Source organism: Flavonifractor sp. An306 (genome assembly GCF_002159455.1).
Taxonomy (GTDB): domain Bacteria; phylum Bacillota; class Clostridia; order Oscillospirales; family Oscillospiraceae; genus Flavonifractor.
On record NZ_NFIQ01000050.1, the window covers coordinates 1 to 21,308 of the forward strand.

Genomic DNA, 21,308 nt, shown 5'->3' on the forward strand with positions numbered 1-21,308 from the left:
GTGGCTCCTATAGTACCAGAAAAATTATGCCGAAAGAAGTCTACAAATTATTGCTTTTTCAGTACAGAATAAAAGGTTTCGGCATAATGTTTTTTACGGTATAATCTCCATTATGCTTAATTCGTTATAATGGAGATTTTGGCGGCGTATGGGATGGGGGCAAGAAGGAGGAGCGGAATCTGGACTGGCTGGAGGATCTGCCCTTTACCACCCTGTTCATCAGCGGCAACCATGAAAACTTCGACCTGCTGAGAAAATATCCGACAGAGGAATGGAACGGCGGAAAGATTCAGCGAATCCGGCCTCATGTGATCCACCTGATGCGCGGGCAGGTCTTTGACCTGCAAGGATACTTCTTCTTCACCATGGGCGGTGCCAGGAGCCATGACATCGAGGACGGCGTTCTGAATCCTAAAGCGCCTGATTTTGAAGAACAATACTGGACCCTTCGCAGAATGGGGGGTCGCTTCCGGGTCAACCACCAATCCTGGTGGAAGCAGGAACTTCCCAGCAAGACGGAGTATGAGGAAGCTCGGCACAGCTTGGAAGGCATTCACTATGAGATGGACTATGTGATCACCCACTGCGCCCCCAGCAGCATCGTGGACATATTGGGAAATGGTGGATATGTTCACGACCACCTGACCGACTTCTTGGAGGAAGTCAAAGAACGGGCCAAGTTCCACTACTGGCTGTTCGGACATTACCACGACAACAAAATCATCGACGACCGCTTCGTCCTGCTCTGGGAGCAGATGGTACAAGTGGTGTGAACAGGCCAAAGAGAAACGCAGGAGGCGCCTCCTGTGTTTCTCTTTGGCCTGTTTCAAAATAAGGCAGGTTTTGCCGGAAAGGAGAAGCTATGAACATCCGCAAAAACATCGATTATTCCGCAATGTTTGCGGCTCTGGAGGCTGCGATGAGCGCCGAGATGCCCCAGATGCAACTCTGCTGCGAACTGGGCCGCATCGTCTGTTCCCGGTCGGAGAAAGGCGCGGCAGTGGCCGCAGCCGAATATCTGCACAGCCGTTTCCCCGATGCTTCCGGCTTCTCCCCGCGCAACCTTCGCCGGATGCGGGAGTTCTATCGGATGTATGAGGACACCCCCGAGTTGCTGACCCTGGCCATGGAAATCAGTTGGACGCAGAATGTAGTCATTTTGGAAGCAGACATGGAGCTGGAGGAGCGACGCTGGTATCTTCGTGCCGCTGACCGTTTCGGCTGGTCAAAGGCAGAACTCCAGAGAAAAATCGATTCTGACGCCCATCTGGAAATCCAACTCGACGAATCTGAGATTCAGTGCTATACTGAGCGTGATAGTAATGAGTTGGAGTGTACGGAGCATGATCAGGATACTTTTTCTCTGCCACGGCAATATTTGCAGAAGCCCGATGGCCGAGTTTATCATGAAGGATCTGGTGAAGAAAGCCGGTCTGGAGCAAAGCATTCAAATCGAGTCGGCAGCTACCAGCACCGAGGAGATTGGCAATCCGGTGTATCCGCCAGCCCGCCGCAAGCTGTCCGAGCATGGCATCGACTGTTCCGGCAAACGAGCCCGGCAGCTTCTGAACAGCGATTACGAGAAGTACGACCTTCTGATTGGCATGGATCGAGCCAATCTGCGGAGTATGTACCGAATCTGCGGCGGCGATTTTGCCGACAAGATGCACCTGCTGATGGACTTTACCCACCGTCCCGGAGAGGTGGCCGATCCGTGGTACACCGACGATTTCGACACGACCTGGCGGGATGTGGAGGAAGGCTGCCGGGGGCTGTTGCACCATATCCAGTTGCAATCAGCAATTCATGGAGGTGATTTCTGAATGAATAATAAATTGATTGTCCATGGGACAGAAATTGCGGTCACCACCATTGACGACAAGGATTATATCTCCCTGACTGATATGCTCAGGGCGAAAGACGGAGACTTTTTCATCTCCGACTGGCTGCGAAACCGAAACACAGTTGAATTTCTCGGGATATGGGAACAGATCCACAACCCGGATTTTAATTATGGCGAATTCGCCGCAATTAGAAGTCAGGCTGGTTTAAACAGCTACAAACTCAGCGTCAAAGAGTGGGTTGAAAAGACGCATGCAATTGGACTGCGGGCAAAGGCCGGAAGATATGGCGGTACATATGCCTACAAAGACATTGCCTTTGAGTTCGGCATGTGGATCAGCCCTGAGTTCAAAATCTATCTGATCAAAGAATTTGAACGACTCAAGGCCGAGGAAATGAAACAGCTTGGCTGGGACATCAAGCGAAATCTGGCCAAGATCAATTACCGCATCCATACAGATGCTATCAAGGAGAACCTGATTCCGCCGGAGCTTTCCGCAAAGCAGATTTCCATGGTGTATGCCAGTGAAGCCGATGTGTTGAACATGGCCCTGTTCGGTATGACTGCAAAGCAGTGGCGGGACAGCCATCCCGATCTGAAAGGGAATATCCGTGACTACGCCAATGTCTCTCAGCTGGTCTGCCTGTCCAATCTGGAGAACCTGAATGCGGTGTTCATCAATGAGGGGATGTCTCAGGCCGAACGGCTGACAAAACTCAATGCCATCGCTATAAGCCAGATGGAGATCCTGACTCAAGATCACCGAATCGAAGCTCTGGAGGCTCATAGCGAAGACCTATCTCCTATGGAGTAAAAATATAATCGGCAGGACGCTTGCGAGTGGGCGAAGGCCGTGGCATCTATAGTGTTGCGATGTTCCAAAAAGAAGGACACGCCCAGGCGTGTCCTTCTTTTTGGATTTTGCCGCCCGGAGGGCGGCTCCCCCCTTTTGATTGAAACGCTCGGGCGAAATGAATTCGCCCTCTGCCAAGGTTTTGGGCCATCGGCCCAAAACGCTTGTACCGCGCATAGGCGCCGCCCCACTGTGTGGGGCCCTGGCCCTGTATGTCCTCAAAACTGTTCACCCGTTTCAAAAATCAAACGTCAGATGCCATTGGCAAAGTCAGTGGGTGTTGAAGCAAAGTAATATACCCGCTGCAGAACTCGTTTACTCTGCAACGGGCATATTAAAGTTCCTATGTTTATCACTCTTAATCTGGATAAAATAGTATCAATTATAATCGGTTTCCTCTCTTCTCCACAAATACACAAATTCCTTCTCGAAAGTCTTTTGTCGTGGCACAGGCATTCACGGTAGGAAGTTCTACATCCTTCAGGTAATGCTCATAACCTCTAAAATTTGCATACGCAAGGGAAGGTCCGGAAGCAAGCCGTTGAGCCAAGGTTGATGCCTCCTGCTGTAACACATCACTATCTACCACTTTGTAAGCCAGGCCAAGCGCACTGGATACCAATGGCTCTGGGCAGAATAAAGCTGCCCCGGTATCTGGCACCAGTTGCGGCTCCATTCACCGCAGTGATAATTATCTTGCTGCATCTGTGCATCAACAAGGCCAATCTCCCAACCAGTGCCGCCAACTGCGTCAAGCTGATCTGAACTCTGTACCCTTTTACTTCGCAGCCTTGGCGGAGCGGATGGCCTCAATGAGCATGGGAGCGACCTTGTACAGGTCGCCCACGATGCCGTGAAGATGGGAGCGGACTCGTTCTTGTTCACCGCGATGATGCACTCAGAGTCCTGCATGCCAGCCAGGTGCTGGATGGCGCCGGAGATACCCAGGGCGACGATGCATTGCATATCGTAATTTTCCCTCTTTACAGTGTACTTCATGGCGTTTTCCGAGGTAAAGAGCTTGGCCATGGCGGCCTCCAGGGTAAACGGCAGGCCGGCCTCCACCGCCACCTTCATGTCGGCAAAGGTAAATTGGGTGTTCTGGAACTTGGCGATGGGCTTTCCAAACTGAGCTTGCCTCTTGGTGTAGGCGATGGCCTTCTCCCTGGCGCCCCCGGTCAGACCCAGAGCCTGGGCGGCAATGCCGAAACCCTTCCCCTGCTTACCCGGCATACGCTTCTTGGGGATGATGCTGTCCTCCAGAATCAGTTCACAGGTGGAGGAGCCCCAGCCTGCCCAGTTTCGTCATCTTGCCAACCGTCTCCTCCGGGAATCTCTCCGTTTCGTCAATTTCCTGCGCCAGCGGCTTCACCTCCTGTTCCACGAAATCGCGGAACAGCTTTGGGGAGAGCACATACTGGCTATCAAATGAAAAATTCATGATATTTGGACCCCTTCCCTCAGATTCTAAATCTCCCCATCAAAGGATCCCTGTATGGTCAGATGAGGTAGCGCTCCATAGCACTGCGCCGCCCACAGCACAGTGTTCTCCCACATACCAGGCCACCACGGCTCCAGCACACCATTTTGCAGCGTGCAGGCGGCGCTATCTTCCTTGAGATAGGGCCGCAGTTTGGGCAGGATTCGCCATTGACCGTCTGCTTTGTGAAATGCTTCTGTCCCTGTAATTTTTGCTCCCTCTTCATTTAATGCCCGGATATGGACCTCATAGCTGTCAATAAACTCGGCGGGGCACCTCCTACACACAAAGGACTGTATTTTATGGTGAATATTGATTTGTGGGAAACTGCAATATTTCAAAAAGAAGGACACAACTAAAGAGCCCCCGCAAAAGAGCAACAGCGAAATTGATTTTGCGCAAAAGCATGGAGGCGCCTGCAAATTTTCCAGGCGCCTCCATGCTTTTACTATTTTAAGGTTTCATAGACTCTCGTATCAAGGAGCCACATAACCAGCAGAGTGCAGAGGACTCAGATCTCGTACCAGCGGATCTCGTTGGCGTCCAGGTCCAGCTGGAAGGAACTTCCGTCTCCGCGGTATACAGTGGTGGACTGAGGCTCATAGGTATTATTGACTACACAATATTTTCCGTTTTTCACATAGGCGTGGACCTCCACGTTGTAATTCGTGGAAAACCACAAATGCAGTTTCTCTTCGTCGTGGGTGCTCCACAGGATGGCCCGATAGAGGACGCGGCTGTTCTCAAAGCTGTAGGGCAGACCGGAGAGATAGACGGCCCGGCCCTTCCCAAACGCATTTACCGCCATCTGCACTTCTTTGTCCTTCTGCACCAGGATCTGGGTTCCCTCCAGGGCGTAGATATTTTTCTTGCCCTCGCCGAAGTCCATCTCCCCCTGGCAGTCGGCCAGGATAAAGTGGTCGGGATGCTGTTCCCAGTTATACTTGTCATAACCCAGGGTGAAGCCGGTCTCCTTCTCCACGCCAAGAACCTTGGCCAGCTGGAGATAATGGCCTTGGTACTGGTGTCCAGTGGGCTCGCCTACACCGATCAAGCCGCCGCCGTGGTAGACAAAGGACTTGATGGCGGAGGAAATCGCGGGATCCTCCCACCAGCAGCCGCCGGTGTGGGCGGTGTCGCCGTCGCCTACATTGATCAGAACGTCTACCCCATCCAGGCACTTGGGGTCGGCCTTCACATCGTCGAAGCTGATGAATTTTACGTCGAAAGGCGCGCCAGACAGGGCCTCCACTACCCCGGCGTAAGAGTAATTCTGCTTCTGGTACAGGGCGTGATGCACCATATGGCAGCCCCAGGAGCGGGCTTTGCCCCAGGCATTGAGGATCGCCACCGTTTTGACGCAGTAGGGCGTGGTGCCCTTGATATTTTCATACAGCTCCCGGAACTCATCGCACACGCTCTCCACGTACTGGATGAATTCAGGGAAGTCGCATGCCAGCTTCAGGTAACCGCCGTAACCGATGCGGTCGATGGGCTTGCGCAGGATAGCCCGGCGGGCGGTGACCCAGTTCTCTTTCGCCTCTCGGACAGGGTCGCCTCCCTCGTGGAAGGTGTCAGGGAAGAAGTAGGGCAGGAAACGTCCCTCGGTGTACGTTACGCCGGGAATGTCAGAGATCAGGCGCAGGGTGGAACCGTTGCCCACCGAACCCACCACCGCGTCCAGGCCGATGGTCTTAAACTCGTCCATATAGGGCTCGGTGCCGATCCAGTGGTCGCCCAGGAACATCATGGCCTCTTTGCCCAGTTCATGGGTGATGTCCACCATCTCCTTGGCCAGCTTGGCCACCTCCCGGCGCTGGAAGGCCATAAAGTCCTTGAACTGCTTGGAGGGCACCCGATATTGATTGTTGTAGTAGCCCTGGTCGATGATATACTCCGGGCGGAAGGGGTAGCCCACCTCTTTTTCAAACTGCTCCAGGATATAGGGGGAGACCGAGGCGGAATATCCATACCAGTCCACATACTTCTCCCGCTTGAGTTCGTCAAACACCAGGGTAAACTGATGGAAGAAGGTGGTGTAGCGGATCACATCCACATAGGGGTGCTCGGCAATAAACTTACGCAGGCGTTCCATGGTGAACTTGTGGGTCTTGGGCTGGCGCACATCGAAGGTAATCTGGTGCTCAAAGTCCTGCCAGTCGTTGGTCACGGCATTGTACATATGCACCGGGTCCCAGATGAGATAGGCCAGGAAGCTGACCGTGTAATCGTGGAAGGCCTCCGGAGCGTCCAGCACCACACAGCCGCTTTCGGCGTCATAGCGCCACTGATCCGGAGGAAGGGGCTGGCCGGTGGTACGGTCCACCACCTCCCACCAGCGCTTGATGTCGTCCCGGGTATTGACCTCCATCAGCTCAGGGCTGATGCCCTGCATCAGGGGGATAGACAGAGGGCCGCCCACCGCGGTGTAGAATCCGCTCATGATATAACACTGCTGCACCTCGTCGGGATTGGCCTTGGCCCAGGCGTTGTCCTTCCGGGTGGTGTAGTAGGTGGAGTACACCTTGGCATCCACCTTTTTCAGCTCCTCCGGGTAATCGGTACCGTCACAGTCCCGGATGGCATCCGCGCCCCATTGCTCCAGCAACTGTAAGGTCTGGGGCACCACGTCTACATCGGTAGGGATGGTGACCCGTCCCCGCTTATGCTTGCTCTGGCTCATAATGCTGCCTCCTAATCGGATGATAGATTTTCCGCCCCGCGGCCCTACCGCTTGGGGTCCTGAAAGGGCTTGTTATAGATGGCCAGGGCCACGATCAGCAGCGCCAGACCCACAATCATAATGATCAGACCGCTCATCTGCCCGGTCATTTGCCAGCCTCCGATGATCATGGCCAGCCCCACAATAAAGAACAGGGCAATGAGACTCACCCGCAGCGCGGTGTGTTCTTTCCAAAATTTCATGGCTCCACCTTATCCTTTCAGTCCGCCCACGGTCATGCCCTGAATCAGCTTTTTCTGCACGCAGATATAGAGAATCAGTGTGGGCAGCATCACCATCACCAGGCCGGCATACATGGTACCATACTGGGCGGCCGACTGCTGAGCCTGCATCAGGTTCAGCAGGCCTACCGGCAGCGTCTTGCCGCCGGTGGCGGAGTGCATCAGGGTCATGGAGATGATGTACTCGTTCCAGAAGGAGAGGAAATTAAACAGGATGATGGTAATAATAGAGGGTTGGGCCATGGGGAAGATGATATGGAGCATCGTTCTGCCGTACCCAGCTCCATCAATATAAGCGGCCTCCTCAAAATCGTGGGGCAGGGTGGCAAAATAGCCGGAGAGAAGGTAGATGGTAAAGGGCAGGGCGGTGGCGGCGTAGACAATAGCCAGCACCACCAGATTATTGAGCAGGAAGCTGAAGCCGAAGACATTTTTAAGGAAGGTATCCCCGTCCCGCAGCATCAGGAAGATGGGTACTACGATGTAGTTCACATTGATAAACAGCCCCGCCATAAAAGCCACATGAAAAAACCGGCGGCCCCGGAAATGGAAGCGGGACAGGCAGTAGGCCGCAGGCAGGGCCACGGCCAGCAGGATGAGCAGGGCCAGGATGGTAACGATCACCGAATTGAGCATATATTCGCCCATTTTGGCGGTGTTCCAGGCGTCAACAAAGTTCTGCCAGTAGAAACCGAGGGGCAGGGCCCAGGGATTTCCGTAAAATTCGCTGTTCTGCTTGATGGATGCCATGAAAACCCACGCCACTGGCACCACGATGGTGACAGCCAGGGCGATCAGGGCCACATAGATAAAGGCCTTATAGACCTTGGTGCTGGTTTGCTTTTCCTTCAGTTCCATACTGTCACCCCCTCAGAATTCCAAAGGCTCCCGCTTGGTGGCCTTGCTGACCATGGCGGAGAGCAGGAAGGAGAACAGGAAGATCACCACACCAATGGCCATGGAGTAGCCATACAGGCCGGCGTCCTTTTGACCGTACATGTAGGACAGCGCCACCTCAGAAGCGCCGTTGGGTCCACCAGAGGTCATGGCCTTGACAAACAGGAAGGCCATATTGATGGTGGAGATGATAAAGAAGGTCAGGGTCGTGCGGATGTTGGTCCAGATGAGGGGAATGGTGATCTGGAAAAACTGGGTTATCCGCCCGGCGCCGTCCAGACCGGCCGACTCATAAAGGCTGCCGGGTACGCTGGCCATAGAGGCCATGTACATGACCATATAGTAGCCGATGGCCTGCCAGATCATGGCGATGATAATGCTCGGCACCACCAGAGGGGCGTCCTTCCACAGCATGGTCACAGTCTCGCCCCGGAACAGGGAGAGAATGCTGTTGAGCATGCCGTTCTCCGGCTTATAGATGGCGGAGAAAATACCGGAAATGACCACTACGGACAGAATATTGGGGATATAGAAAATAACACGAAAGAGGTTGGTGCCCCTGATCTTTTCATGGGTCAGGATGCTGGCAAAGATCAGAGCCAGGGCAAAGGTAATAATGGTCACAATGACCACCATTAAAATCGTATTCTGCATGGCGCGGATAAACTGAGTATCTCGCAACAGGGCCTGGAAATTGGCCATGCCCACGAAAGTCTCCGTGGGGGAGTAGGCGCCCCGCTCATACAGGGACATGCGGAATACATTTAAAGTCGGAAGGATCATGAAGATGAAAAATAAAATGACGGCAGGCGCCACACACAGCACAATAAAGCGGCTGCGCCCCTTGTTTTTTCTCACACGCTCAGCTCCTTTCTGGGCTATGGCTTCTTTCATTCACAGATTATTCATATTTGCTTCTAAAAAGGGGGACGGCGAGCGGGCTGCCGCTCGCCGTCCCCCTCGTGACTATCTTCTGCTTTCTCTCGGAGTTCAGCTCAGATTGGCACGCATCTGATCGCTGGCGGCCTTAATGCTGCTGACCCACTCATCCTTGGTCATGGAGCCGGACACCAGAGAGTTCACGGGATCAAAGAACACTTCGCGGACCGTTCCCAGACCGGCAACAGACTTGTAGGAGGCAAAGGCGCCCAGAGCGGCCATTGCGCCGTCGTCATAGATGCCATAGAAGATCTGATTGTCGCCGCTGAGCTTATCCACGATGCCGGTGACAGGCTGGGCGGCGCCGGCAGAGGCAAACAGGTCAACCGCGGTATCGCTGTACATGAAGGCGATAAACTGCTTGGCCGCGTCAACGTTGGTGGCGCCGGCAGGAATCCACATCTGCTCAAAGAAGGTGTAGCTGTAGCGGTCGCCGCCCTCGGTAATGGCGGGCAGAGCGGTCATACCCCACTCAAAGCCGTCGGCCCGGGGAGCCTCGGCCATCTCGACCACGATCCAGGTGCCGTTGGGCATGAACAGGGCCTTGTTGTCCAGCACCAGCTGCTGGTTCTGGGTAAAGTCCTGGTCATTGGCCTGGGCGGGGGTGATGGGGTTGGTGTAGCTGGCCAGCTTCTCTACAATGTCAAAGCAGGTCTGAGCCTCGGCGGAATCCCAGATACCCTCGGCGTAGTGGGTGGCGTCAAAGAAGAAGTCCTCGCCGCCGGCCTCATACATCAGGGCGTAGAAGAAAGCGTCAAAATAACCGGTGGTGGGGTAAGTAAACAGGGAGATACCCTCCGCGGCGGCCTTGTCGCCCAGCTCCCACATCTCGTCCCAGGTGGTGGGCACTTCCCAGCCCTTCTCCTCAAACAGGCCCTTGTTGTAGAACAGGCCGCAGGGGGAGTAGAACATGGGGGCCAGATAGGTCTTGCCGTCAGCGTAGGGGTTGGTGGTGGAGTTGTCGTTGACAAAGCCGGGGATGATTTTGTCGCCCACAGTCACGTCCTCGCCGGGCACGGTCATGGACAGCACGTCAGTAATCTCGGCGATGTTCTTGTCCTTAATGAACTGCTCGGTCAGGCCGGCCTCACGGCCCACGGCCAGGTGGATCACGTCGGGATACTCGCCGCCCTGCATGGCCGGGCCGATGACGTCCTCCAGCTTCTTGTCGGTGACCAGCTCCACATTGATGCCGGTCTGAGCGGTAAAGGCATCGGCCACCTGCTGCCATACCTCGGTGCCGTAGCTGGTCTCAATGGCGGCCACCTGGATGGTGGTGCCGCTCAGGTCGCCGCCGGTGCTGGGCGTGCCGCCGGTGGGGCTGTTGCTGGCACCAGCAGGGGCGTCATTCCCTCCGCCGCAGGCCGACAGAAGGCTGAGAGACATGGTGGCTGCAAGAGCCAGACTGAGAACTTTTTTCCCTTTCATTCTTCCTTGTACCTCCTTCAATTTAGAGCCAATACGCAAATCGGAAACCAAAAACCTGCCGGTTTTGATCCCCTTTCTAATTAAAAAGTATATTGATTTCCAGTCTGATAGCAAGGCATTTCTTGCGATGCTTTTTAGAATTATTGCTTTTCTTGCTTTTTTGTAGTAAAATTGCCGGTTATAACAGAGTTAATTTGTATGTTTTGCTGATTTGGGGTGCGTACCTTTTTGAGCACACATGCTTTGCGGCCAGACGCCTCCAAATTTTATTCACCTCCAATAAGTTGCGCCAAAGTGGGAAAAGGATTATAATTGTTTTAATAAAGGCAACCGGAGCGGATGAAGGGAGGGCTTTTTTGAGCAGCCAATATTATATTATCCGTGAAGATGACCCTCACGTCATGCCCCAGAACCAGGCAAAGATACTGAGCATTTCCTGGGCGCAATACAGCCAGGAGTGGAACTCCTCGCTCCATACCCACAATCATGCCGAATTGTTTTTTGTTGTTGGGGGACAGGGCAGTTTTCAACTTCAAAACCGTCAGTTCTCTGTCGGCAGCCGGGATCTGGTTATCATCAATTCCGGAGTACTTCACACGGAGCTGAGTCAGTCAGGCAGCCCTATGGAATATATTGTGTTGGGTGTGGACAGCCTGGAGGTGCTGGCCGACACCAGCGGCTGTGTCCAGTCCCATTTCTACACTGGCTGGGACGAGGTTGTCAGATGCCTGCGGCTGATGCTCCAGGAAGTGCGGAACGGGCAGCCCGGTCACCAATTCATCTGCCAGCATTTGCTGGAGGTGATCCTGCTGTGGCTGCTGCGCCAGGACAATCTGACCCTTACCGCCGCCGCTGCCGACCGCAGGAGCAGCCGGGAGTGTGACTTGGTGCGGCGGTATATCGACGACCATTTCAAAGAAAACCTGACATTGGATCAGCTGGCTGCCCTGGCCCATATCAACAAATACCATTTGGTTCACACCTTCCGTAAAGAATATAATACCTCTCCCATCAGCTATCAGATTTCCCGCCGGATCCAGGAGAGCCGTATGCTGCTGGTCAGCACGGACTTCAACCTGTCTCAGATTGCCCAGATCCTGGGTTTTTCCTCCCTGAGCTATTTTTCCCAGAGCTTTCGCCGTCTGGAGGGGATCAGTCCCATGGAATACCGGAAGCGCAATCGCTCCGCCGCCAGATAAGTCCACTGCACACAAGCGCAGAAAGGATACCGCCATGCCAACCTATTATCCACTCCGACTGAAACGTCCCCTGTCCATTCAGGAGCTCTACTCCGTTCACTACTTTGAATATACCAGCAACTATGCCTTTGCCGGAGAGTCCCACGATTTCTGGGAGTTTCTGTATGTGGATAAAGGGCTGGTGCGGGTCACCGCCGGGGACACCGTTCATGACCTGCTCCAGGGGCAGATTGTCTTCCACGCCCCCGGAGAGTTTCATGCCCTCTCCGCGGTGGGGGTGGCTCCCGACCTGGTGGTGGTGAGCTTTCAGTGCGACAGCCCGCACATGGACTTCTTACGGGGGCTGGTCACCTTTGTGGGAGAGAGTGAGCGAAGCCTGCTGGCCCGCATTGTGGAGGAGAGCGGCACCGCCTTTTCCACCCCCCTCAACGACCCCTCCACCACTACCCTCCAGCGCCGCGCGCAGGCCCCTTTCGGCGGAGAAGCCCTGCTTGCCGCCGCTCTGGAGGAGCTGCTCATCCGCCTGATCCGCCGCCAGAGCACCCCTGCCATACAGATTTTTCCCTGCCGGACAGAGGATGACAACCTGAACCGTGTGCTGCGCTACATGGAACAGCGGGTGGAGCAGAATCTTACTCTGGAGCAAATCTGCCGGGACAACCTCATTGGCCGCAGCCAGCTGCAAAAGCTGTTCCACAGCCACACCGGCGGCGGGGTGATGGAGTATTTCAGCTGGCTGAAAATACAGACTGCCCGGCGTATGATCCGGGAAGGGCGTCTTAATTTCACCCAGATCGCCACCCGGCTGAGCTTTCAGTCCGTCCACTATTTCTCCCGCAGGTTCCGGCAGATCACAGGCATGTCGCCCAGCGAATACGCCCAAAGTGTGAAAATGCTCTCCGAGCTTCCGGGTGTCTCTGCGGACGATTATACAAAGAATGTATAAAATTATCTATTTCCTTTCTCCGACAGGCCGACTACAATAGATTTGCCTGTAGGAGTTGTTCTCCTGCAACTGTGACGGACGAAGCAACGCAGAAATCTGCGGATTGAAACGTATGAAAGGAGCATTTTTATGTCTATCCTTGTGAGCGGCGGCGCTGGCTATATCGGCAGCCATACCTGTGTGGAGCTGGTTCAGGCGGGCTACGATATCGTGGTGGCGGACAACCTGGTCAATTCCTCCTCCGAGTCTCTGCGCCGGGTGGAGCAAATTGTGGGGAAGCCCATCCCCTTTGTCAAAGCGGAGCTGTGCAACCCGGATGAGGTAGAGGCCATTTTTGCCCAGTATCCCGACATCGACGCGGTGATCCACTTTGCCGGCCTGAAGGCGGTGGGCGAGAGTGTGGCCAAGCCCCTGGAGTACTACACCAACAACCTGGTGAACACCCTGATGCTCCTCAATGCCATGCGCAAGCATGGGGTAAAGAACTTCGTGTTCTCCTCCTCCGCCACCGTGTACGGCGACCCGGCCAGCGTACCCATCCGGGAGGATTTCCCCACCGGCGGTACTACCAACCCCTACGGCACCACCAAGCTGTTCCTGGAGCGCATTCTGACCGACTACTGCGCCGCCGATCCCACTCTGAACGTGGCTCTGCTGCGCTACTTTAACCCCATTGGGGCCCACGAGTCCGGCCTTATCGGCGAGGACCCCAACGGCATCCCCAACAATCTGGTGCCCTATATCGCCCAGGTAGCGGTGGGCAAGCTGGAAAAGCTCCACGTCTACGGCAACGACTACCCCACCCACGACGGCACCGGCGTACGGGACTACATCCATGTGGTGGACCTGGCCAAGGGTCATGTGGCGGCGCTGAAGAAGCTGGACACCAAGTGCGGCCTGTTTGTGTGCAACCTGGGTACCGGCAAGGGCTACAGCGTGCTGGACATCCTCCACGCCTATGAGAAGGCCTGCGGCAAGGAGTTGCCCTATGTGATCGACCCCCGCCGGCCCGGCGACATCGCCGAGTGCTATGCCGATCCGGCCAAGGCCCGGGACGAGATGGGATGGCAGGCCCAGTACGGCATCGAGGAGATGTGCGCCTCCTCCTGGAAGTGGCAGTCCATGAATCCCAACGGGTATCGCAGCTGAGAAAGGACCGGGGTGAAACGATGAATAAACCTGTTTTGGTCGTTATGGCCGCCGGTATGGGCAGCCGCTACGGTGGGTTAAAGCAGATTGATCCGGTGGGCGGCCACGGCCAGCTTATCATTGACTATTCCATTTACGACGCCCGCCGGGCGGGCTTTGAGACGGTGGTATTCGTCATCAAGCATGAGATCGAGGAGCATTTCAAGAGCGCCATCGGCGACCGTCTGAGCAAGGTCATCAACGTCAAATACGCCTATCAGCAGCTGGACGACCTGCCGGCAGGCTATACCGTGCCCGAAGGACGGGAGAAGCCCTGGGGCACCTGTCACGCCATCCTGGCCGCCCGTGAGGTGGTGGACGGGCCCTTTGCCGTAGTCAACGCCGACGATTACTATGGGCCCGAGGGATTTAAAAAGATTTACGACTATCTGGAGTCCCATCCCGACCAGCCTGGCTGCTATGAGTACGCCATGGTGGGCTATCTGCTGGGCAATACCGTCACCGAAAACGGCCATGTGGCCCGGGGGATCTGCGAGGAGGATGGGGACAACTATCTCACCCGCGTCACCGAGCGTACCCATATTGAAAAAGATGGGGCGGACGCCCGCTTTACGGAGGACGACGGCGCCACCTGGACCCATCTGCCTGGCGGCACCATCGTGTCCATGAACCTGTGGGGCTTCACCCGCAGCTTCCTGGACGAGGCCCAGGCCCGCTTCCCCGCCTTCCTGGACAAGGCCCTGCAGGAAAATCCCCTGAAGGGGGAATATTTCCTGCCCAGCGTGGTGACCCAGCTTCTGGAAGAGGGGAAAGCCCGGGTCAAGGTGCTGCGCAGCGCCGACAAGTGGTACGGCGTCACCTATCGGGAGGATAAGCCCGTGGTGGTAAAGGCCATTGCCGACATGACCGCCCAGGGGCTCTACCCTGACAATCTGTGGGGGGTGTAAGCCATGTCGCAGGCTGAACAGTATTTGCAGCAGGCCCTGGATGCCTTCGATTTCGGCGGCCAGGTGGTAGGCGCGGTGCGCTATGGCTCCGGCCACATCAACGATACCTTCTGCGTCCATACCCAGCCCGGCGAGGATCCCTGCCGCCGGTTCATTCTCCAGCGCATCAGCGCCGCCGCCTTCCACCACCCCGACCAGGTGATGGCGAACATCGTCGGGGTGACCTCCTACCTGGGCAAGCAGATTGCCGCCGCCGGCGGAGACCCGGAGCGGGAGACCATGTCGGTATACGCCACCCGGGACGGCAAGTCCTTCTACACCGACGCGGAAGGGGGCGCTTGGCGGGTCTATCCCTTTATAGAGGGTACCGTCTGCCTCCAGTCCGCTGAGACGCCGGAGCTCTTTGCCGCCTCCGCCCTGGCCTTTGGTAATTTTCAGCGGATGCTGAAGGATTATCCCGCCGATACCTTATATGAGACCATCCCTCGCTTTCACGACACCGAGGACCGCCTGGCCAAGCTGAAGGCGGCGGCAGCCGCCGATCCCATGGGTCGGGTAAAAGAGGTGGGGCCTGAGCTGGACTTTGTCACTGCCCGGGAAGCCGACTGCTCCGTGGCTCTCCAGGCCCTGCGGGAGGGCAAGCTGCCTCTGCGGGTGACCCACAACGACACCAAGCTGAACAACGTGCTCATCGACCGGGCCAGCGGCAAAGGCATCTGCGTGATCGATCTGGACACCGTCATGCCCGGCCTGTCGATCAACGACTTTGGTGATTCCATTCGCTTCGGCGCCAATCACAGCGCCGAGGACGAGCAGGACCTGTCCAAGGTAAACTTTGATCTGTCCCTGTATGAGGTGTACACCAAGGCGTTCCTGGAAGGAGCCGGAGGCGCCCTGACCGCCGCTGAGCTGGACTATCTGCCTTGGGGAGCCAAGCTGATGACGTTGGAATGTGGTATTCGTTTCCTTACCGATTATCTGGAAGGCGACCATTACTTCCGTACCCACCGGCCAGGCCAAAATCTGGACCGCTGCCGCACCCAGTTTAAACTGGTAGCGGATATGGAAGACTGTTGGGAGCAGATGAAGGCCGTAGTAGACAAATACCGTCCCTAATAGCGGCAACAAATCCCATTTGAGTTCCGCTGCAGCTCATGCCTCTGCAGAAAGCGCCATAAAACAAAATTCGGTCTCCACATTATCGTTGATGGCGATATAGCGGACATCAAACAGGGAAAACCCCGGCAGATACTGCTGAAGCAATATCTGCCGGGGTTTCACATATCTGCAAAGTTCCCTCTGTCAGGGGGAACCATAGGCGTGCCCTTCTCTTTGTGTTTCAACAACCGGAGGCGCCGGTGATATCCGTAGTCAGGCTTCAGCCTCCCGCTTACATCAGGATTAGTAGCGGACCAGCAGCCGCTCAATTCCCCGCTCCAGTCCATCCACCGTCAGGTCATACATATCGAAGATTTTGGCCAATTCATCATAGGTAGTGGCCCAGTAGGAATGCAGCTCCGCCTTGGGCTGGGGATTCAGCCAGATGATATGGGGATATCTGTTTTTGAGCTGCTCCAAATACTCGATACCGGCCTGCTTGCCATAGCGTCTGGCCCGCCAGTCATATTTGGGATAATACAGCTCCTCCGGCGCCATCATGGCGTCCCCCACCACGATCACCCGGTACTCGCTGTCCAGGTTGGACAGCACGCTTTCCGTATCCTCTCCAATGTCAAAGAGGGTGGGCTCCAGATGGAGGCGCTCGTAAATGCAGTTGTGGAAGTAGTACACCTTCAGGTCCCTGAAGGTGTTGGACCGCTCGGCCGCCTGGAAGAGCTGGCTGCACAGTCCGGCGTAGTAGTCCATAGAGCCGCCGGAATCCATCAGGAGCAGCACCTTGATGCTGTTTTTCCGGGGCCGCTGGTAAACCACCTTCAGCCGCCCGGCATTTCCGCCGGTCTCCCGGATGGTGGCGTCCACATCCAACTCCGTACGGTCCGGCTCCGCCTGGACGGAAAGCTGGCGCAGCCTGCGGAAGGCCATTTGGAACTGGCAGATGTCCAGCGTGTTGTCCTGGCGGAAATCCCGGAACCGCCGCTCGCTCGCCACCAGAAAGGCCGAGCGGTTGCGGCTCTGTCCTCCCACTCGGATGCCGCCCAGCCTCCTGCCGTTGTTTCCAAATGGGCTGAAGCCGTCCCGGCCGATCCATTTGCTGCCGCCGTTGTGCTCGGCGTCCTGGTCCTTCAGCCGCTCCTCAAACCGCTTGAGCACCTCTTCCATGCTCAGGCCATTCTGCTCCATCAGCCGCTGGAACTGCTCCAGATGGTCCAGTGCCTCCAGCTCCGGACCGTTCAGCCACTCCAGCAGCTCCGGCGGCAGCTCCCGCGTATTTTTGGCGATCTCTCCGAAAAACTCCAAAAACGCCCCGTCAAAGTCGTCGTAGCGCGCCTCGCTTTTCACCAGCACCGCCCGGCAGGTACTGTAAAACCCCATCAGCGTCATGCCATGCAGCCCCTGCTTCAGCGCCTCCATCAGCGTCATCCACTCATCCAGAGAGACAGGCACGCCTCTGGCCCGCAGCAGGTAAAAAAAGGATGTAAACATATGTTACCTCAGCTTTTCCCGGACCAGACGCACATCCTTCTCCTTCTTCAGCACTACACCCAGGAAGGGCAGCTCCGACGTAATACGCTCGGGCGCAATCCCGCCCAGGATCAGCGCCCGCACCCAGTCGATCAGCTCAGAGGTGCTGGGCCGCTTCTCCAGTCTCCGCAGCGAGCGCAGCCAGTAGAAGGCCTCGATGACCTGGGAGAGCAGGATCTGATCCACCTCCCCCAGATGCACCCGGATGATCTCCTCCATCTGCTGGGCATCTGGGAACTGGATGTAGTGGAAGATACACCGGCGCAGAAAGGCGTCCGGCAATTCTTTTTCGGCATTGGAAGTGATAATGACCACCGGGCGCTGCTTGGCTTTGACTGTCTCCTTGGTCTCGGGCACATAGAATTCCATCCGGTCCAGCTCCCACAGCAAGTCGTTGGGGAACTCCAGGTCGGCCTTGTCCACCTCGTCAATGAGCAGCACCGTCTGCTCCTCAGACTGAAAGGCCTCCCCCAGTTTGCCCAGCTTGATGTATTTGGCAATGTCGTCCACCGCTTCGCCAAACTGACTGTCGTAGAGGCGCTGCACCACGTCGTAGACATACAGGCCGTCCTGGGCCTTGGTGGTGGATTTGACGCTCCAGGTGATGAGCGGCCGGCCCATGGATTCAGCGATGGCCTGGGCCAGCACGGTCTTGCCGATGCCCGGCTCGCCCTTGATCAGCAGGGGCTTGCCCAAAGCCAGGGCGATATTCACCGCCTCCTGCAGCTCCTGGGAGGCCACGTAGGTCTCGGTTCCGCGAAAGGTATGCTTCATCATATAAACTCCTTATGTCGTTATCATGCAGAAAGAGCAGGCGGCCCGGCCAAAAGCCGGACCGCCTGTCACATCCGCGCGTTATACCCGGCGGCTTTCCTCCGGACGAATCCGCAGCTCTCCCGCCAGGGCACTGTCGATTGCGGCCAGAAACCGCTCCCGCTCCTCACTGAGCGTCCCCTTAAGGGGCAGATAGTTGGACGCATGATCACAGGTGAAGTGCAGCGGGTCCACCGTCAGGTTGGCCACCATATACCGCACCTGGTGCAGAATCTCCTCCGGCGTACACTGCACAAACTTCCCGCTCTTCCAGTAGCGGTACAGCCGGGTGCCCGGCTCCATCACCAGGGAGAGGAGCGACAGATGCCGGGGGCGCATGGCGTTGATGATCTCTGTGCTGGCCCTGGCGTGCTCCAGGCCCGCGCCATGGCCGTCCAGCCCCAGCAGGATCATGGCCCACAGGTCCAGGCCGGCCTCACGGAGCATGGTACCCGCCTGCAGCATCTCCTCCGCCGTGACCCCCTTGACCATTTCCTTCAGCAGCTCGTCGCTGCCGCTCTCCACCCCCAGATACACCCGGGTCAGCCCCGCTTCCCGCAGGGCGCGCAGCTCCTCCGGCGTCTTTTTCAGGGTGGGCTTGGGTCCCGCAAAGGTGGCTACCTTCTGCAGCGAAGGAAAGGTGAGGTACAGGGCGTGGAGAATGCGCAGCAGATCCTCCATAGGCAGGCCGATGGCATCGCCGTCGCACAGAAATACCCGGGAAACGTCTCCGTAATAGTTCTTTGCCATCAGGATGTCCTCCAGGATATCCCGGATGGGCCGCACATGGTAGCGCTTGTCCTTGTACATGCCGCAAAAGGCGCAGGCATTGTGGGAGCAGCCTACGGTGACCTGGAGCAGATAGCTGTTCCGCTCACCGGGGGGACGGTAGATGTTGCCTTCATATCGCATGGTGTGCGCTCCGTTTCTTCCTCAGATTAGATCAGCGCTTGTTGGACTTGCGCCAGATGCCCATGGCCTCCGCCTGGCGGATCAGCTCCTCCCGGAAGTCGGGGTGGGCAATGCCGATGATGGCCTCTGCCCGCTGCCAGGTGGCCAAGCCCTTCAGGTTTACAATACCGTACTCGGTAACCAGGTAGTGGAGGTTGGAGCGGGTATCGGTGACAATGGAACCCTCCCGCAGAGTGGGGCGGATCCGGGATGTCAGCGTGCCGTCCTTCCCCTTCACGGTGGAGGAGCAGCAAATAAAACTCTTGCCCCCCTTGGACAGATAGGCACCCAGTACAAAGTCCAGCTGTCCGCCGGCACCGGAGATATGCCGCACACCGGAGGACTCGGCGTTCACCTGGCCGAACAGATCCACGTCCACCGCGTTGTTAATGGAAATAAAGTTGTCCAGCTGGGCGACCACCCGCACGTCGTTGGTGTAGTCCACCGGGGCGCCCATACAAGCGGGGTTGTTGTTCAGATAGTCATAGAGCTTCTGGCTGCCCGCGGCAAAGGCATAGGTCTGCCGGCCCCGGTCGATGCTCTTATGGGCGCCGGTGATCTTTCCCGCTAGGGCCATATCCACAAAGCCGTCCACATACATCTCGGTGTGGACGCCCAGGTCCTTCAGATCGGACTGGGCAATCATGGAACCCACCGCGTTGGGCATACCGCCGATGCCCAGCTGCAGGCACGCTCCGTTAGGGATCTCTGACACGATTAGCTTGGCCACCGCCTCGTCCACCGGGGTAGCGGGCGAGGCTCCCAGGGTCCACATGGGGGGATTTTCTCCCTCTACCACATAGGTCACGTCGGAAATATGGATGCTCTCCTCAAATCCCCCCAGGCATCGGGGCATGTTCTGGTTGACCTCCACAATGACAGCGTCCGCCACCTCGCACAGGGCTCTCATGTGAGAAATGGAAGGGCCGAAATTGAAGTATCCGAATTCGTCCATAGGGGCCACCTGGAACATGGCCACCTGAACAGGCTTCAGGTAACGGCGGTAATGGCCGGGCATCTCCGAATAGCGCAGGGGGATATAGAAGCAGCTGCCCTCGGCGATCATCTTGCGCTCCACCCCGGACATGTGCCAGGAGTTCCAGGTGAAATGCTCCGCTACATCGGGCACCTGCATAATGGCGGGCTTCTCAAACAGCACGCCGCCCCGGACCTTTACGTCGGTCAGCTCCTCATACCGGACCGCCAGGGCCTTGTCCAGGGTCCGGGGAGTGCACACGCACCACCCGTAGTCCACCCAGTCGCCGGAGCGAACCAGGCTCACCGCCTGCTGGGGTGTGGTCAGCTTCTCCTGATACAGCTTTTGAAAATCCATTCTGTTCTCCCCTTTTGATTATTCCCACTCAAACACGCCGCGATTGAGGATCGGCTTGCCGGTGGTCTGATTGAGGAAACGGAAATAGACTCTCCCCTCTTCCATCTTCCACAGCTGGAACTTCACCGGGGTACCCGGATACAGCACAGAGGTCATCTGAGCCGCCATCCGCTTCATCCGCTCAGGCTGGCCGGGGATCAGCGCCCCGATCGCCATACGGCAGCAGAAGCCGAAGGAGCACAGGCCCTGCATGCAGGAACTCTCCAGCCCCATCTTGCGGGCATAGTCGGGGTCCACGTGGATCAGGTTGGTGTCCCCGGTGAGCCGGTAGAGCAGATGCTGTACGGGACTGATATAGTCCTCCTCCTCGTAGTCGGGAGCCCGGTCGGGGATAACCACGTCGCTCTTGGGCATAGGCGGGCCGCCGAAGCCCCCCGCCTCATGGAAAAAGGTGGTGGAACGGTTGACGCACACCAGATTGCCCGCCTCATCCCGCACGTCAAGCTGGGTTTTAACCACCGCGCCCTTCCCCTCTCCCCGGTCATACACATCGGTGATGCGGTCCTGATACTGGAAGGTCCCCTTGATGGGGTCGATGGGGCGATACATGATCAGCTCATGGTCCATATTCAGAAAGGAGATGGTCGGCTTGATGATCTCGTTGGCCAGCATGGAGGCGGGCAGAGGCATCCACTGATAGGGACGCACGTTGATGGTACCCCAGTAGGGAATGGTCCCGTAGCTGGGCAGCGCCTTCATGTCCTTCTCATAGGTATACATCAGGTCCTCCGCCTTGGCGCCCACCGCCAGGGCATAGAGGGCGATATCCCGCCAGTTGTACTCCAGATAGCGGGGCTCCATCCGCTGGCCTACCAGCAGCTTCGCCAAATCCACTCGTTCCATTGACGTCCCTCCTCATTATA

The 21,308-nt window shown here is 56.7% G+C and carries 22 protein-coding genes; 8 read left to right on the forward strand and 14 right to left on the reverse strand.

Annotation, left to right across the window (positions count from 1 at the left end; translation table 11 throughout):
• Positions 1-116: 116 nt before the first annotated feature.
• A complete protein-coding gene (locus B5F88_RS12765) occupies positions 117-437 on the reverse strand; it encodes a hypothetical protein (protein WP_140402116.1) in 321 nt (106 codons plus the stop codon).
• Positions 438-542: 105 nt separating this feature from the next.
• Between B5F88_RS12765 and B5F88_RS20265 the strand changes: the two genes are divergently transcribed.
• The 3 genes from B5F88_RS20265 to B5F88_RS12785 all read left to right on the forward strand — a co-directional run bounded on the left by B5F88_RS20265 (position 543) and on the right by B5F88_RS12785 (position 2,657).
• The gene (locus B5F88_RS20265) at positions 543-773 is read left to right on the forward strand and encodes a hypothetical protein (protein WP_140402117.1); all 231 of its coding nucleotides are present in this window, start codon (positions 543-545) and stop codon (positions 771-773) included.
• 570 nt (positions 774-1,343) lie between these two features.
• Positions 1,344-1,823, forward strand: coding sequence for a low molecular weight protein-tyrosine-phosphatase (locus B5F88_RS12780; protein ID WP_087346707.1), 480 nt, complete (start codon positions 1,344-1,346; stop codon positions 1,821-1,823).
• Positions 1,824-2,657, forward strand: a complete 834-nt coding sequence (locus B5F88_RS12785) for a KilA-N domain-containing protein (protein ID WP_087346710.1) — start codon at positions 1,824-1,826, stop codon at positions 2,655-2,657.
• Positions 2,658-3,278: 621 nt separating this feature from the next.
• Here B5F88_RS12785 and B5F88_RS21955 read toward each other — a convergent pair.
• The 8 genes from B5F88_RS21955 to B5F88_RS12825 form a co-directional block, all read right to left on the reverse strand.
• A complete protein-coding gene (locus tag B5F88_RS21955) occupies positions 3,279-3,929 on the reverse strand; it encodes an acyl-CoA dehydrogenase family protein (RefSeq protein ID WP_204246238.1) in 651 nt (216 codons plus the stop codon).
• Positions 3,930-3,966: 37 nt separating this feature from the next.
• A complete protein-coding gene (locus tag B5F88_RS12795; protein ID WP_087346713.1) occupies positions 3,967-4,137 on the reverse strand; it encodes an acyl-CoA dehydrogenase family protein in 171 nt (56 codons plus the stop codon).
• A 26-nt stretch (positions 4,138-4,163) separates the two neighbouring features.
• A complete protein-coding gene (locus tag B5F88_RS12800) occupies positions 4,164-4,529 on the reverse strand; it encodes a hypothetical protein (protein WP_140402119.1) in 366 nt (121 codons plus the stop codon).
• A 158-nt stretch (positions 4,530-4,687) separates the two neighbouring features.
• Entirely contained in the window at positions 4,688-6,859 is a 2,172-nt protein-coding gene (gnpA, locus tag B5F88_RS12805; RefSeq protein WP_087346718.1) for a 1,3-beta-galactosyl-N-acetylhexosamine phosphorylase, read from the reverse strand.
• Positions 6,860-6,903: 44 nt separating this feature from the next.
• Entirely contained in the window at positions 6,904-7,101 is a 198-nt protein-coding gene (locus B5F88_RS12810; protein ID WP_087346721.1) for a hypothetical protein, read from the reverse strand.
• 9 nt (positions 7,102-7,110) lie between these two features.
• Positions 7,111-7,998 (reverse strand): carbohydrate ABC transporter permease, encoded by an 888-nt coding sequence (locus B5F88_RS12815; RefSeq protein WP_087346724.1) that lies wholly within the window; start codon positions 7,996-7,998, stop codon positions 7,111-7,113.
• 12 nt (positions 7,999-8,010) lie between these two features.
• Positions 8,011-8,895 carry a sugar ABC transporter permease gene (locus tag B5F88_RS12820; RefSeq protein WP_087346728.1) on the reverse strand — a complete coding sequence of 295 codons (885 nt, stop codon included), beginning with the start codon at positions 8,893-8,895 and terminating at the stop codon, positions 8,011-8,013.
• A 132-nt stretch (positions 8,896-9,027) separates the two neighbouring features.
• Complete coding sequence (locus tag B5F88_RS12825) at positions 9,028-10,404, reverse strand: carbohydrate ABC transporter substrate-binding protein (RefSeq protein WP_087346731.1); 1,377 nt, start codon at positions 10,402-10,404, stop codon at positions 9,028-9,030.
• A gap of 401 nt (positions 10,405-10,805) precedes the next feature.
• Between B5F88_RS12825 and B5F88_RS12830 the strand changes: the two genes are divergently transcribed.
• The 5 genes from B5F88_RS12830 to B5F88_RS12850 all read left to right on the forward strand — a co-directional run bounded on the left by B5F88_RS12830 (position 10,806) and on the right by B5F88_RS12850 (position 15,761).
• Entirely contained in the window at positions 10,806-11,603 is a 798-nt protein-coding gene (locus tag B5F88_RS12830) for an AraC family transcriptional regulator (protein ID WP_087346777.1), read from the forward strand.
• A 34-nt stretch (positions 11,604-11,637) separates the two neighbouring features.
• Positions 11,638-12,549, forward strand: a complete 912-nt coding sequence (locus tag B5F88_RS12835; protein ID WP_087346734.1) for an AraC family transcriptional regulator — start codon at positions 11,638-11,640, stop codon at positions 12,547-12,549.
• Positions 12,550-12,678: 129 nt separating this feature from the next.
• Positions 12,679-13,698, forward strand: a complete 1,020-nt coding sequence (gene galE, locus B5F88_RS12840; RefSeq protein ID WP_087346737.1) for a UDP-glucose 4-epimerase GalE — start codon at positions 12,679-12,681, stop codon at positions 13,696-13,698.
• A gap of 20 nt (positions 13,699-13,718) precedes the next feature.
• Complete coding sequence (locus B5F88_RS12845) at positions 13,719-14,645, forward strand: sugar phosphate nucleotidyltransferase (RefSeq protein ID WP_087346740.1); 927 nt, start codon at positions 13,719-13,721, stop codon at positions 14,643-14,645.
• 3 nt (positions 14,646-14,648) lie between these two features.
• Positions 14,649-15,761, forward strand: a complete 1,113-nt coding sequence (locus B5F88_RS12850; RefSeq protein ID WP_087346743.1) for an aminoglycoside phosphotransferase family protein — start codon at positions 14,649-14,651, stop codon at positions 15,759-15,761.
• A 285-nt stretch (positions 15,762-16,046) separates the two neighbouring features.
• On the opposite strand, the gene B5F88_RS12855 is transcribed toward B5F88_RS12850, so the two are convergent.
• The 5 genes from B5F88_RS12855 to B5F88_RS12875 form a co-directional block, all read right to left on the reverse strand.
• Positions 16,047-17,249 carry a VWA domain-containing protein gene (locus B5F88_RS12855; protein ID WP_087346746.1) on the reverse strand — a complete coding sequence of 401 codons (1,203 nt, stop codon included), beginning with the start codon at positions 17,247-17,249 and terminating at the stop codon, positions 16,047-16,049.
• Positions 17,250-17,252: 3 nt separating this feature from the next.
• The gene (locus B5F88_RS12860; RefSeq protein WP_087346749.1) at positions 17,253-18,062 is read right to left on the reverse strand and encodes a MoxR family ATPase; all 810 of its coding nucleotides are present in this window, start codon (positions 18,060-18,062) and stop codon (positions 17,253-17,255) included.
• An 81-nt stretch (positions 18,063-18,143) separates the two neighbouring features.
• Positions 18,144-19,013, reverse strand: a complete 870-nt coding sequence (locus tag B5F88_RS12865) for a radical SAM protein (RefSeq protein ID WP_087346752.1) — start codon at positions 19,011-19,013, stop codon at positions 18,144-18,146.
• Between the two features lie 31 nt (positions 19,014-19,044).
• On the reverse strand, positions 19,045-20,385 hold the full coding sequence (locus B5F88_RS12870) for a butyryl-CoA:acetate CoA-transferase (protein ID WP_087346755.1): 1,341 nt from the start codon (positions 20,383-20,385) through the stop codon (positions 19,045-19,047).
• An 18-nt stretch (positions 20,386-20,403) separates the two neighbouring features.
• Entirely contained in the window at positions 20,404-21,288 is an 885-nt protein-coding gene (locus B5F88_RS12875; RefSeq protein WP_087346758.1) for a MaoC/PaaZ C-terminal domain-containing protein, read from the reverse strand.
• Positions 21,289-21,308 lie beyond the last annotated feature (20 nt).